Origin of the sequence: Streptomyces sp. NPDC007164, assembly GCF_040634135.1 — a bacterium.
In the GTDB taxonomy this organism is placed as follows: domain Bacteria; phylum Actinomycetota; class Actinomycetes; order Streptomycetales; family Streptomycetaceae; genus Streptomyces; species Streptomyces sanglieri.
Window position 1 is genome coordinate 119,688 of the sequence record NZ_JBEYFB010000022.1, and the last position, 13,687, is coordinate 133,374.

At 69.6% G+C, this 13,687-nt stretch carries 11 protein-coding genes; 8 read left to right on the plus strand and 3 right to left on the minus strand.

The window, feature by feature from the left end; translation table 11 throughout:
- Positions 1-72 precede the first annotated feature (72 nt).
- The 4 genes from ABZ622_RS25490 to ABZ622_RS25505 all read left to right on the plus strand — a co-directional run bounded on the left by ABZ622_RS25490 (position 73) and on the right by ABZ622_RS25505 (position 4,766).
- Positions 73-2,616 carry an ATP-binding protein gene (locus ABZ622_RS25490; protein WP_360546861.1) on the plus strand — a complete coding sequence of 848 codons (2,544 nt, stop codon included), beginning with the start codon at positions 73-75 and terminating at the stop codon, positions 2,614-2,616.
- An 88-nt stretch (positions 2,617-2,704) separates the two neighbouring features.
- Complete coding sequence (locus tag ABZ622_RS25495; protein WP_124721532.1) at positions 2,705-3,397, plus strand: response regulator; 693 nt, start codon at positions 2,705-2,707, stop codon at positions 3,395-3,397.
- A gap of 187 nt (positions 3,398-3,584) precedes the next feature.
- Entirely contained in the window at positions 3,585-4,001 is a 417-nt protein-coding gene (locus tag ABZ622_RS25500) for an OB-fold nucleic acid binding domain-containing protein (RefSeq protein WP_164495335.1), read from the plus strand.
- Positions 4,002-4,004: 3 nt separating this feature from the next.
- A complete protein-coding gene (locus ABZ622_RS25505; protein ID WP_360546863.1) occupies positions 4,005-4,766 on the plus strand; it encodes a DUF3159 domain-containing protein in 762 nt (253 codons plus the stop codon).
- An 89-nt stretch (positions 4,767-4,855) separates the two neighbouring features.
- Here ABZ622_RS25505 and ABZ622_RS25510 read toward each other — a convergent pair whose 3' ends face one another.
- Together ABZ622_RS25510 and ABZ622_RS25515 are read right to left on the minus strand one after the other, a co-directional pair.
- Positions 4,856-5,533 carry a TrkA family potassium uptake protein gene (locus ABZ622_RS25510; RefSeq protein ID WP_360546865.1) on the minus strand — a complete coding sequence of 226 codons (678 nt, stop codon included), beginning with the start codon at positions 5,531-5,533 and terminating at the stop codon, positions 4,856-4,858.
- Entirely contained in the window at positions 5,533-6,201 is a 669-nt protein-coding gene (locus ABZ622_RS25515; protein WP_124721011.1) for a TrkA family potassium uptake protein, read from the minus strand. The genes ABZ622_RS25510 and ABZ622_RS25515 overlap by 1 nt, the downstream gene beginning before the upstream one ends.
- A 263-nt stretch (positions 6,202-6,464) precedes the next feature.
- Here ABZ622_RS25515 and ABZ622_RS25520 point away from each other — a divergent pair, with 263 nt between their 5' ends.
- The 4 genes from ABZ622_RS25520 to ABZ622_RS25535 all read left to right on the plus strand — a co-directional run bounded on the left by ABZ622_RS25520 (position 6,465) and on the right by ABZ622_RS25535 (position 12,003).
- The gene (locus ABZ622_RS25520; RefSeq protein WP_360546867.1) at positions 6,465-7,121 is read left to right on the plus strand and encodes a GntR family transcriptional regulator; all 657 of its coding nucleotides are present in this window, start codon (positions 6,465-6,467) and stop codon (positions 7,119-7,121) included.
- A gap of 174 nt (positions 7,122-7,295) precedes the next feature.
- On the plus strand, positions 7,296-8,321 hold the full coding sequence (locus ABZ622_RS25525) for a 1-aminocyclopropane-1-carboxylate deaminase (protein WP_360546869.1): 1,026 nt from the start codon (positions 7,296-7,298) through the stop codon (positions 8,319-8,321).
- Between the two features lie 169 nt (positions 8,322-8,490).
- Positions 8,491-10,539 carry an APC family permease gene (locus tag ABZ622_RS25530; protein ID WP_360546871.1) on the plus strand — a complete coding sequence of 683 codons (2,049 nt, stop codon included), beginning with the start codon at positions 8,491-8,493 and terminating at the stop codon, positions 10,537-10,539.
- Positions 10,540-10,674: 135 nt separating this feature from the next.
- Entirely contained in the window at positions 10,675-12,003 is a 1,329-nt protein-coding gene (locus ABZ622_RS25535; RefSeq protein ID WP_360546873.1) for a class I SAM-dependent RNA methyltransferase, read from the plus strand.
- A 542-nt stretch (positions 12,004-12,545) separates the two neighbouring features.
- On the opposite strand, the gene ABZ622_RS25540 is transcribed toward ABZ622_RS25535, so the two are convergent.
- The gene (locus ABZ622_RS25540) at positions 12,546-13,604 is read right to left on the minus strand and encodes an IPT/TIG domain-containing protein (RefSeq protein WP_360546875.1); all 1,059 of its coding nucleotides are present in this window, start codon (positions 13,602-13,604) and stop codon (positions 12,546-12,548) included.
- Positions 13,605-13,687 lie beyond the last annotated feature (83 nt).

The window sequence follows — 13,687 nt, forward strand, 5'->3', positions numbered from 1 at the left end:
ACAATCCGCGAGGTAGCTTCGAAGCGGCTGCCGCATCGGACGCAGCCGGGTTCAAGAGAAGACAATGGGGCCATGGCACGCGGCAAGCTTCGGATCTATCTGGGTGCGGCACCCGGCGTCGGCAAGACGTACGCGATGCTCTCCGAGGCCCATCGGCGCGTGGAGCGCGGCACCGACTGCGTCGTCGCCTTCGTGGAACACCACGACCGGCCGCGCACCGAGGTCATGCTGCACGGTCTGGAACAGGTCCGGCGCCGCGAGATCGAGTACCGCTCCGCCCTCTTCACCGAGATGGACGTCGACGCGGTCCTGGAGCGCGCCCCCGCCGTAGCCCTGGTGGACGAACTGGCACACACCAATGTGCCGGGCTCCCGCAACGCCAAACGCTGGCAGGACGTCGAGGAGCTCCTCCAGGCCGGCATCGACGTGGTGTCCACGGTCAACATCCAGCACCTGGAGTCGCTCGGTGACGTCGTCGAGGCGATAACCGGTGTGCGACAGCGCGAGACCGTCCCCGACGAGGTCGTCCGCCGGGCCGACCAGCTCGAACTGGTCGACATGTCGCCACAGGCACTGCGCCGCCGGATGGCCCACGGCAACATATACAAGCCGGACCGGATCGATGCCTCCCTCTCCAACTACTTCCGCCCCGGCAACCTGACCGCCCTGCGCGAGCTGGCCCTGCTCTGGGTCGCCGACCGGGTCGACGAATACCTCCAGCAGTACCGCGGCGAGCACAACATCCGCACCACCTGGCAGGCCCGCGAACGCATCGTCGTCGGACTCACCGGCGGCCCCGAGGGCCGTACGCTCATCCGCCGCGCGTCCCGGATGGCGGCGAAGGGCTCGGGCAGCGAGATCCTCGCCGTCTACATAGCCCGCAGCGACGGGCTGACCTCCGCGTCCCCCAAGGAACTCACCGTCCAGCGCACCCTCGTGGAGGACCTCGGTGGCACGTTCCACCACGTCATCGGCGACGACATACCCTCGGCGCTCCTCGAATTCGCCCGTGGGGTGAACGCCACGCAGATCGTCCTCGGCTCCAGCCGCCGCAAGGCCTGGCAGTACATCTACGGACCGGGAGTGGGCGCCACCGTCGCCCGGGAGTCCGGGCCCGACCTCGACGTCCACATCGTCACCCACGAAGAGGTCGCCAAGGGACGCGGCCTGCCCATCGCCCGCGGCGCCCGCCTGGGCCGGGTCCGGATCATGTGGGGCTGGCTGGTCGGGGTGGGCGGCCCGGCCCTTCTCACGCTGCTCCTGAGCGGCCTGGGCAATGGCCCCGGGCTCGCCAACGACGTACTGCTCTTCCTCTTCATGACGGTCGCCGCGGCCCTGCTCGGCGGACTGCTGCCCGCCCTCGCGTCGGCCGCCGCCGGCTCGCTGCTGCTGAACTACTGGTTCACCCCGCCCACCCACACCCTGACGGTGCAGGACCCGGAGAACTTCGTCGCCATCGTGATCTTCTTCGCGGTGGCGGTCTCGGTAGCCTCGGTCGTCGATCTGGCGGCCCGCCGCACCCACCAGGCGGCCCGGCTGCGCGCCGAGTCGGAGATTCTCTCCTTCCTGGCCGGCAGCGTGCTGCGCGGCGAGACGACGCTGGACGCGCTTCTGGACCGGGTCCGCGAGACCTTCGGCATGGAGTCCGTCGCCCTGCTGGAACGCGAGAGCGACGTCGACCCGTGGACGTGTGCCGGCAGCGTCGGGCCGGGCCCGGTGGCCCGGCCGGAGGACGCCGATGTGGACATGCCCGTCGGCGACCACATGGCGCTGGCCCTGTCCGGCCGGGTGCTGCCCGCCGAGGACCGCCGGGTGCTCGGCGCGTTCGCCGCGCAGGCCGCCGTCGTACTGGAGCGGCAGCGCCTGGTCGACGAGGCGGAGGAGGCCCGGCGGCTCGCCGAGGGCAACCGGATCAGGACGGCGCTGCTCGCCGCCGTCAGCCACGACCTGCGTACCCCGCTCGCCGCCATCAAGGCCGCCGTCAGCTCGCTGCGCTCCGACGACGTTGCCTGGTCCGACGAGGACCAGGCCGAACTCCTGGAGGGCATCGAGAACGGCGCCGACCGCCTCGACCACCTGGTGGGCAACCTCCTGGACATGTCCAGGCTCCAGACCGGCACCGTCACCCCGCTGATCCGCGAGATCGATCTCGACGAGGTGGTCCCGATGGCGCTCGGCGGTGTCCCCGAGGACAGCGTCGACCTGGACATCCCCGAGACCCTGCCGATGGTCGAGGTCGACCCCGGGCTGCTGGAGCGGGCCGTCGCCAACATCGTCGAGAACGCTGTGAAGTACAGCCGCTACGCGGAACGCGTCACGGTGGCCGCCAGCGCACTCGGCGAACGCGTCGAGCTACGAGTGGCCGACCGCGGCCCCGGCGTCCCCGACGACGCCAAGGAGCGCATCTTCGAGCCCTTCCAGCGCTACGGCGACGCCCCGCGCGGCGCCGGCGTCGGACTGGGCCTCGCCGTGGCCCGCGGCTTCGTGGAGTCCATGGGCGGCACGCTGGACGCCGAGGACACTCCCGGCGGCGGCCTCACCATGGTGCTCACGCTCAAGGCGGCGTCGGGGTACGTTCCGGTCAGCCCCGACCTGCCCGCGCGGGTCACCTCATGAACCGGGCGGAACGCCCGACCACGCGGATCACCTCATGATCTCCGGTACGTCCCGGGAGATCGCCGTACAGCAGAAAGGCAGGGCCCCCATGACCCGGGTGCTTGTGGTCGACGACGAGCCGCAGATCGTACGCGCCCTCGTGATCAACCTGAAGGCGCGCAAGTACGAGGTGGACGCGGCGCCCGACGGCGCCACCGCCCTCCAGCTCGCCGCCGCCCGCCACCCCGACGTGGTCGTCCTCGACCTCGGGCTGCCGGACATGGACGGCGTCGAGGTGATCAAGGGGCTGCGCGGCTGGACCCGGGTGCCGATCCTCGTCCTCTCCGCCCGTCACACCTCCGACGAGAAGGTGGAGGCCCTGGACGCCGGCGCGGACGACTACGTCACCAAGCCGTTCGGCATGGACGAACTGCTGGCCCGGCTGCGCGCCTCGGTCCGCCGCGCCGAACCCGTCGGGCAGCAGGGCTCCGACGACATCGTGATCGTCGAGACCGAGGGTTTCACCGTCGACCTGGCGGCGAAGAAGGTCCACCGCGAGGGGCGCGACGTACGGCTCACCCCCACCGAGTGGCACCTGCTGGAGGTCCTGGTCCGCAACAGCGGCCGGCTGGTCAGCCAGAAGCAGCTGCTCCAGGAGGTCTGGGGGCCCTCGTACGGCACCGAGACCAACTATCTGCGGGTCTACATGGCCCAGCTGCGGCGCAAGCTGGAGGCCGACCCCTCGCACCCCCGGCACTTCGTCACCGAACCGGGCATGGGGTACCGCTTCGAGCGCGGCTGAACGGGCGGCGGGGCAGGCGGGCAGCAGCCCTCCGCCGGCTGCGGGGGTGGCCGGGCCGCTGTTCATGAGGGTGGCCGGGCCGTCCTGCGGGGTCTGTGTCCGGTCACCCGGGGCCTGCGTCCGGTCACCCGTTCGAGTGAGACCGGGGACAGCCGCTCGGAGCAGCCGGGACCGGTACCCTTCGGATATGAGCGCTGTTCCTCGATCCGACAAGTCCGGCAAGGCGGAAAAGCCGTCGGGCCGCTTCCGGCGGATGCTCGACCGGCTGTCCACCTCGCAGGAGGACCTTGAGTCCGAGGAGCTCCAGGAGGACTCGCAGGCCTCGGGCTGCACACGGATCTCCGAATGCACCGACCGCCAGATCGTGAAGGTGACTGGTACCTTGCGGACCGTCACCCTGCGGCCGCGCGCCGGAGTGCCCGCCCTGGAGGCCGAGCTCTTCGACGGCACCGCTCCGCTGGACGTTGTCTGGCTGGGCCGGCGCTCCATCGTGGGCATAGAACCGGGGCGCAAGCTCATCGCCTCGGGCCGGATCGCCATGAGCCACGGGCGCCGGGTGCTGTTCAATCCCAAATACGAACTCCGACCGCTCGGCAAGGAGTAGCCGGTGACGTCTCTCGACAAGCCGACGTCCGACACGGACCACACCACCCGCACCGATCAGGAGGCGGCCGACGCGAAGGCGGTCACCGAGGCCGCGCTCTTCGAGGCGTTCGGCGGTGTCCGGGGCATGGTGGAGACAGTCCTGCCCGGACTGCTCTTCGTCACGATCTTCACCATCGACAAGAACCTGACGAACTCCGCCATCGCGGCCGTCGTGGTGTCGCTGGTGCTCGTGGCCGTCCGGCTGATCCGCAGGGACACCGTCAAGCACGCCTTCAGCGGTGTCTTCGGTGTGGCCTTCGGTGTGGTCTTCGCGAAGATGACCGGCAACGCCAAGGACTTCTACCTGCCGGGCATGCTCTACACGCTCGGCCTGGCCCTGGCCTACCTGATCACCACGGTGGCCGGGCTGCCGCTGATCGGCCTGATCCTGGGGCCGGTGTTCAAGGAGAACCTCTCCTGGCGCACCAGGAACCCCGGCCGCAAGAAGGCGTACGCCAAGGCCAGTTACGCCTGGGGCCTGATCCTGCTCGCCAAGTGCGCGATCCTCTTCCCGCTGTACTGGTGGGCCGACACCACCCAGTTCGGCTGGGTCCTGGTCGCCCTGAAGATCCCCCCGTTCCTCCTCGCGGTCTATCTGACCTGGGTCTTCCTCGCCAAGGCGCCGCCGCCCATCGACGTCTTCGCTGAGATGGAGGCCGAGGAGCAGGCGGAGAAGGACCGGAAGGCGGCCGAGGCCGCCGCGGCGCGCAACCAGGAGTTCTGAGAGGCGGCGGACAGCCACTCCGAAACTACGGGGAGGGCCCGGAACCGTGACACACGGTTCCGGGCCCTCCCCGTACGTACACCCTGCCCTCAGTCGTCCGAGTCGCCCCGGCGCACCGACAGCAGGTCCTCCAGCTGCTCCTCGCGAGCCTGCGCGGCCACGAACAGCAGCTCGTCGCCGGCCTCCAGGGTCTCCTCGGTGTTCGGCGTCAGAACCCGCTGCCCGCGGATGATGGTGACCAGCGAGGTGTCCTCGGGCCAGGCCACTTCACCGACCTGGGTGCCGGCCAGCGCCGACTCCGGGGGCAGGGTCAGCTCGACCAGGTTGGCGTCGCCGTGGCTGAAGCGCAGCAGCCGGACCAGATCGCCGACGCTCACCGCCTCCTCGACCAGGGCCGACATCAGACGCGGCGTGGAGACCGCCACGTCGACACCCCAGGCCTCGTTGAACAGCCACTCGTTCTTCGGGTTGTTGACCCGGGCGACGACCCTCGGCACGCCGTACTCCGTCTTGGCGAGCAGCGAGACGACCAGGTTCACCTTGTCGTCGCCGGTCGCGGCGATCACGACGCTGCAGCGCTGCAGCGCCGCCTCGTCGAGCGAGGTGATCTCGCAGGCGTCCGCCAGCAGCCACTCGGCCATCGGCACCCGCTCCACCGAGATGGCGGTCGGCGCCTTGTCGACGAGCAGCACCTCGTGCCCGTTCTCCAGCAGCTCGCCCGCGATGGAACGACCCACCGCACCGGCCCCGGCAATCGCGACACGCATCAGTGACCGCCCTCCTCAGGACCCTCGGCGAAGGCCGCCTCGACCTTCGCGATCTCGTCCGTACGCATCATCACGTGGACCAGGTCGCCCTCCTGCAGCACCGTCTGCGAGGTGGGCAGTATGGCTTCGCCCAGCCGGGTGAGGAACGCCACGCGGACGCCCGTCTCCTCCTGCAGCGTGCTGATCTTGTGGCCGATCCAGGACGGCGTGGTGTGCACTTCCGCGAGCTGCACACCACCGCTCGGATCCCGCCACAGCGGCTCGGCGCCCGAAGGCAGCAGCCGCCGCAGCATCTGGTCCGCGGTCCAGCGCACGGTGGCGACCGTGGGGATGCCGAGACGCTGGTAGACCTCGGCACGCCGGGGGTCGTAGATCCGCGCCGCGACATTCTCGATGCCGAACATCTCGCGGGCCACCCGGGCGGCGATGATGTTCGAGTTGTCGCCGCTGCTCACCGCCGCGAACGCGCCGGCCTCCTCGATACCCGCCTCGCGGAGGGTGTCCTGGTCGAAGCCGACACCCGTGACGCGCCGTCCGCCGAATCCCGACCCGAGCCGGCGGAACGCCGTCGGGTCCTGGTCGACGACGGCGACCGTGTGCCCCTGCTGCTCCAGGGTCTGCGCGAGAGCGGCTCCTACTCGCCCGCAGCCCATGATGACGATGTGCACCTTGCGCCTACCTCGCAGTCCTGGTCGTCCGGCTGACCTGCGAAAACACCCTGCTCACACTTCTTTCTCAGCTTGCCGGGCAAACAACGGGGCAACGGTGTGTCCCGTTGCCCAGGATGAGCTTATGCGGCCCGGAGTGCGAAGCCTCATCCGAGTGGACTTTCGCCGCGCCCCGCGCGGAGGGCGGCGAAGACCGGACGTACGGACTCCTGAGCGCACGGACCCTTGAGTGTGGAGGGCACAGACATCTAACATGTCAGTTCATGGAGACCCTGCGCCCCGTCCGGCGGACCCTGCTGCGGGACACCGCGTACGAAGCGATCCGCGACGCCATCGTCCGCGGTGACATCCCGCCCGGTGCCCCCGTCCGCGACGCCGACCTCGCCGACCGCCTCGGGCTCTCCCGGGCCCCGGTCCGCGACGCGCTGTCCCGGCTCGGCGGCGAGGGCCTCGTCGAATCCAAGCCACAGAGCTACACCCGGGTGACCCGGCTGGTCCCGGGCGACGTCCGGGACGCGGCGGCCGTCGTACGAGCCATGCAGGAGCTGGCCGCCAGGACCGCCGTACCCCACCTCACGGACGCGGACATCACCGTGATGCGCGCGGCCAACGAACGGTTCCGGAAGGCGACCGGCCGTGGCGACGTGGCGGAGGCGCTGCGCGCCGACGACCGGCTCCACGACGTACTCGTCGCCGCCTGCGGCAACGGGGCCGTGGCCGCCACCGTCGAGCGCTACACCCCGTTGATCCGGCGCCTGGAGTGGCGGCGGTTCGGCACGGCCGGCTCCGCACACGGCTCGGCGGAGCTGCACGAGCAGCTGATCGAGGCGTGCGCGGCGCGTGACGCCGAAGCGGCGGTCCGGATCACCGCCGAGATCTGGCGGGCGCTCGAAGAGCTGGCCGACGAACAGCCCGAGTAGTCCGAGCGGCCCGAACTGCCTGAGTAGCCCGAGCGGCCCGAGTAGCCCGAACCGCCTGAACGGTCCTGCGGCCCGAGCGGCCCGCCGACCAATCCCACCCGACGCCCGACGCCCGACCTCCGACGCTCGCCCCGTCCTCCACCCCCACCCCCGACCCCCGACCAAGGGAGCCCCGTGTCCATCTCCTCGTACGAGCGTTACCCCCTCCTCTTCGGCCCCTCGCCCGTGCACCGCCTCGACCGGCTCACCGAGCACCTCGGGGGCGCGGCAGTCTGGGCCAAGCGGGAGGACTGCAACTCCGGCATCGCCTACGGCGGCAACAAGACCCGCAAGCTCGAATACCTCGTCGCCGACGCCCTTACGAAGGGCTGCGACACCCTCGTGTCCATAGGCGGCGTCCAGTCCAACCACACCCGACAGGTCGCAGCGGTCGCCGCCCGCGCCGGTCTCAAGTGCGTACTCATCCAGGAGAGCTGGGTCGAGTGGCCCGACGCCGTCTACGACAAGGTCGGCAACATCCTGATCAGCCGGCTGGCCGGCGCCGACGTACGGCTGGTGCACGCCGGGTTCGGCATCGGGGTCAAGGAGAGCTGGGAGCAGGCACTGCGCGAGGTGGAGGAGGGCGGCGGCAGGCCGTACGCCATCCCCGCGGGCGCGTCCGACCACCCGCTGGGCGGTCTCGGCTTCGCGAACTGGGCGTACGAGGTCGCCGAGCAGGAACGCGCACTCGGCGTGTTCTTCGACACCGTGGTGGTCTGCTCGGTGACCGGCTCCACCCAGGCAGGCATGGTCGCGGGCTTCGCCGCGCTGGAGGAGGCGGGCGCCCGCCCGCGACGCGTACTGGGCATCGACGCCTCCGCGGAACCCACCCGGACCCGCGAGCAGATCGCCCGGATCGCGGCCGCCACCGCAGGGCTCATCGGCGTGCGCCGGGAACTCACCGTGGACGACATCGAGCTCGACGAGCGCTACCACGCGGGCACCTACGGCATCCCCGACGACATCACCCTCGACGCCATGCGGCTCGCCGCCCGTACCGAGGGCATGGTCACCGACCCCGTGTACGAGGGGAAGTCGATGGCGGGAACGATCGATCTCGTGGCGCGCGGCGAGATCGCCCGCGATTCCACCGTCCTTTACGCGCATCTCGGCGGCCAGCCCGCGCTGAATGGCTACAGCGCCCTTTTCGCGGATGACTGAGGGCGCGGATACCTGAGCGCGCGGGCGTGTGGACGCCTGAGCGGACGGGCGCCCGCGCGCAAGGATTTCGTTAAGGATTCCGTGGCGTTTTCGGCCGAGCGCAGGAGATTGCAGGGCCACGGGGGTGGTGCGTCTGCGGCTTCCATACGGAGCGCTTACGATCCTCAGCGTGTCCAAACTGACCGACGTGCCCAAACGGATCCTGATCGGACGGGCGCTGCGCAGCGACAAGCTGGGAGAGACGCTCCTCCCGAAGCGCATCGCACTTCCCGTCTTCGCATCCGACCCGCTGTCCTCGGTGGCCTACGCGCCCGGAGAAGTCCTCCTGGTGCTCTCCATCGCGGGCGTGTCGGCGTACCACTTCAGCCCCTGGATCGCGCTCGCCGTCGTGGTCCTGATGTTCACGGTCGTCGCCTCCTACCGCCAGAACGTGCACGCATACCCGAGCGGTGGTGGTGACTACGAGGTCGCCACCACCAACCTCGGCCCCAAGGCCGGGCTGACCGTGGCGAGCGCACTCCTGGTCGACTACGTGCTGACCGTTGCCGTGTCGATCTCCTCCGGGGTGGAGAACCTCGGGTCCGCGATCCCGTTCGTCGTCGAGCACAAGACGGTGTGCGCGATCGCGGCCATCGTGCTGCTGACGCTGATGAACCTGCGCGGCGTCAAGGAGTCCGGCAAGCTCTTCGCCATCCCCACGTACCTCTTCGTGGCCGGCGTCTTCATCATGATCATCTGGGGTGCGTTCCGGGGGCTGGTCCTCGGTGACACCATGCACGCCCCGACCTCGGGCTACACGATCAAGGCCGAGCACGCGGGACTGAGCGGCTTCGCGCTGGTCTTCCTGCTGCTGCGGGCCTTCTCCTCCGGCTGTGCCGCCCTCACCGGCGTCGAGGCGATCAGCAACGGCGTGCCCGCCTTCCGCAAGCCGAAGAGCAAGAACGCCGCGACGACGCTCGCGATGATGGGCCTGCTCGCCGTCACCATGTTCTGCGGCATCATCGGCCTGGCCATGGCCACCGATGTGAAGATGGCCGAGAACCCGGCCAAGGACCTGATCAACCACGGCGTCCCGGTCGGCTCCAGCTTCGTCCAGGACCCGGTGATCTCACAGGTCGCGGCGGCGGTCTTCGGCGACGGCACGTTCTTCTTCGTCATCCTCGCGGCGGCCACCGCGCTCGTGCTCTTCCTGGCCGCCAACACCGCGTACAACGGCTTCCCGCTGCTCGGCTCGATCCTCGCGCAGGACCGCTACCTGCCCCGCCAGCTCCACACCCGCGGCGACCGGCTCGCCTTCTCCAACGGCATCGTGCTGCTGGCCGGCGCGGCGATCCTGCTCGTCTGGATCTACGGGGCGGACTCGACCCGGCTCATCCAGCTCTACATCGTCGGCGTGTTCGTCTCCTTCACGCTCAGCCAGACCGGCATGGTCCGGCACTGGAACCGCCACCTGCGGACGGAGAAGGACCCGGCCAAGCGCCGCCACATGGTGCGCTCCCGCGCGATCAACACCTTCGGCGCCTTCTTCACCGGCCTGGTGCTCGTCGTCGTCCTCGCGACCAAGTTCACCCACGGCGCCTGGGTCGCGCTCCTCGGCATGGTGATCTTCTACGGGACGATGACCGCGATCCGCAGGCACTACGACCGGGTCGCCGAGGAGATCGCCGCCGACGAGACCCCGTCCGACGAGACGATCCGGCCCTCCCGGGTCCACTCGATCGTCCTGGTCTCCAAGCTCCACCGGCCCACCCTGCGCGCCCTCGCCTACGCCAAACTGATCCGCTCGGACCGGCTGGAGGCGCTCTCCATCAGCGTCGACCCGGCGGAGACCAAGGCGCTCAAGGACGACTGGGAGCGGCGCGGCATCGACATCCCGCTGAAGATCCTCGACTCCCCGTACCGCGAGGTGACCCGCCCTGTCATCGACTACGTGAAGAGCCTGCGCCGGGAGAGCCCGCGCGACGTGGTGAGCGTGTACATCCCGGAGTATGTGGTCGGCCACTGGTACGAGCACCTCCTGCACAATCAGAGCGCCCTGCGCCTCAAGGGACGACTGCTGTTCACCCCGGGCGTCATGGTGACCTCCGTGCCGTACCAGCTGGAGTCCTCGGAGGCGGCCAAGAAGCGCGCCAGGAAGCGCGCCGAATGGAACGCGCCGGGTTCGGTGCGCCGCGGCCCGGTGGAGCGCAGGCCCAAGGAACCCAGCGGCAAGAACTGACCGCGAGGCCCGCTTCCGTCGGTGGTAAACGGCCGGACGACACCCACGTAGAATCGTAGGTTGTTGTCCGGCCGTGGTTGTTGTCCGGTCGTTTCCCCTTGATCCCATTCCCTTGATCCCTGGAGCCACCCCCTCATGCAGAACGAACCCACGTCGTCGCTGGTCGGGGAGGAGTACGAGGTCGAGGTCGGCCCCGTCGCACACGGCGGCCACTGCATCGCCCGTACCTCGGAGGGCCGGGTCCTGTTCGTACGGCACACGCTCCCCGGCGAGAAGGTCGTCGCCAGGGTCACCGACGGCGAGAGCGACTCCCGCTTCCTGCGCGCCGACGCGGTACGGATCATCGAGGCGTCCAAGGACCGCGTCGAGGCGCCCTGCCCGTACGCGGGCCCCGGCAAGTGCGGCGGCTGCGACTGGCAGCACGCCAAGCCCGGCGCCCAGCGCCGGCTCAAGGGCGAAGTGATCGCCGAACAGCTCCAGCGCCTCGCGGGCCTCACCCCCGAGGAGGCGGGCTGGGACGGCACGGTCATGCCGGCCGAGGGCGACAAGCTCCCGCCGGGCGAGGTACCCGCCTGGCGCACCCGCGTCCAGTACGCCATCGACGAGGACGGCAAGGTCGGCCTGCGCAAGCACCGCTCGCACGACGTGGAGCCCGTCGAACGCTGCCTGATCGCCGCCCCCGGCGTCACGGAGCTCGGCATCGAGAAGCGCGACTGGCCCGGCATGGCCTCGGTGGAGGCCATCGCCGCCACGGGTTCCCACGACCGTCAGGTCATCCTCACCCCGAGGCCCGGCGGCCGGCTGCCCCTGGTCGAGCTCGACAAGCCTGTCTCGGTGATGCGCGTCGACGAGCGCGACGGCGGCGTCCACCGCGTCCACGGCCGTGCCTTCGTCCGCGAGCGCGCCGACGACCGCACCTACCGCGTCGGCTCCGGCGGCTTCTGGCAGGTCCACCCGCAGGCCGCCAACACCCTGGTCCGCGCCGTCATGCAGGGCCTGCTGCCCCGCAAGAACGACATGGCCCTCGACCTCTACTGCGGCGTCGGCCTGTTCGCCGGCGCCATCGGCCAGCGCATCGGCGAAAAGGGCGCCGTCCTCGGCATCGAGTCCGGCAAGCGCGCGGTCGAGGACGCCCGCCACAACCTGAAGGACCTGGACAGAGTCCGCATCGAACACGGCAAGGTCGACCAGATCCTCCCGCGCACCGGCATCACCGAGTGCGACCTCATCGTCCTCGACCCGCCCCGCGCAGGCGCCGGCAAGCAGGTCGTCAACCACCTGGCGGGACTGGGCGCCCGCCGCATCGCCTACGTGGCCTGCGACCCGGCGGCGCTTGCGCGCGACCTGGCGTACTTCGCGGAGGGCGGGTATCGGGTGCGGACGTTGCGGGCGTTCGATCTGTTTCCGATGACGCACCATGTGGAGTGCGTTGCCATCCTTGAACCGGCCGTGAAGGGCTCCTGACCTGCGGTTTTACCCGTGCGCATTATGTGCGGTGTGGGCGTTACGGGCGATATCGTGACGCTCGTGACGCTCATTTGACGCTCGTTCTGATGGGTCGTTAGGCCGCTTCCGTTGCTGCTCAGGCCGTCTCTGAGACTGTGGGGAGGTGCTCGCAAAGTGAGACGGCCGATGTCGCGCGACGATATAGATGCCACGTTTTGTGGTGGATAGTCCGGCGAAGCCCTTTGAGTGCCAGCGGGCCTCGCCGCGGCGCTCGTTGCGGAGTTGCGCCCGGGGTGCCGAGTACCTTCTCCGGAGCGGATGGCGGCCCACCACAACGGCCGGACAGAAGGCGTCAATACCCGAACCAAGAAGGTCATGCGGCAGGTGGGTGTAGCGGTGAGGGCTGGCCGGGTCCTGGGTCTCGCGTCACAGCTGGCGGGCGTGCGGCAGCTGTGGCACAGCTCCTGCATCTGCGCCCAGCCGACCGATCCGGTAGCCGCTCCCAGGGGCAAACGGATCCGGTAGCGGTCGGCGGCGAACACCACTGCGTAGGGCTGGGCTCAGGACGGGTCGTAGACATAGGGCATGGCATTGCTGTTCCCGGCCGGGGTGTGTGCCACGACATTCACCGTGCCGGGCGTTCCGCCCGGGGAGGTCGCGACGACCTGGGTGTCGGAGATCGCTGAAAACGAGGCCGGTAGGCCGCCGAAGGTCACTGCTGCGGTGAAGGTGAGGTTGCTGCCGCCTAGCACGATCGCGTCGCCGCCGAGATCAGAGCCATTGGAGGGGGTGAGGCTGGTTAGGACGGGTGCTCCCAGATATGTGTAGTGAGGATTCCCGGTGGTCGTCGCCGTGCTGGTCCCGCCCGGTGTGGTGTCGGTGACGGTGACCGTGCCAGACCCGGCCGGAGCGGTCACGGTCAGCTGGTTGTCGGAGACCACGTTGATGGTGGTGGCCTGATTTCCCCCGAAGCTCACGGCGCTGGTGAGCATCAGATTACTGCCGAAGACGGTGACGGTGTTGCCTCCGGTGGCTGGGCCGAGATGTGTGGACAGCTCATTGACGGTGGGCGCGGCGATGTAGAAGTAGGGCAAGGGATTGCTGGTGCCGCCAGCCGTGGTGACCGTGACGCTGACCGAGGACGGTGGCCCGGCTGGCGCACTGACGGTGATCTGGGTGGGGGTGTTGGTGAGAATGGTCGCCGAGTTATTCCCGAACTTCACCAAGATGGCGCCGGAGAGGTTAGTCCCGTCGATGGTGACCGTATTGCCACCTGAGGTGGGACCTGAGGTGGGGATGAGTCCGCCGGAGAGGGTGTTTTCGCCCCAAGTCGGATCGGAGGCAGATCTGAGACTGCTGAGAGCCGGGACTGAGGTGTAGGTGAAGAGCGCGTTTTGGGTGCTGGTCCCTGTCGGCGTCGTGACCGTGGCTTTGACCGTACCGGTTCCTGTGGGGGTCTTGGCCGTGATCTGTGTATCGCTCACGAGGACGAAGTCGGCGCCGTTGGGGCCGAACCTCACCAAGGTGGCGCCGGTGAAGCCGGAGCCGGTGATGGTGACGCTGGTACCCCCGGCTGGAGCACCTTGGGCGGGGCTGACGTTGGTCACTACAGGGGCCATGAGGCTCTTCTCCTTCTCCTAGCGCTTGGGGCGGCAATGCCCCGTGACCGGGCCGACGATCGTCGGCCCGGTCACGGGGCATT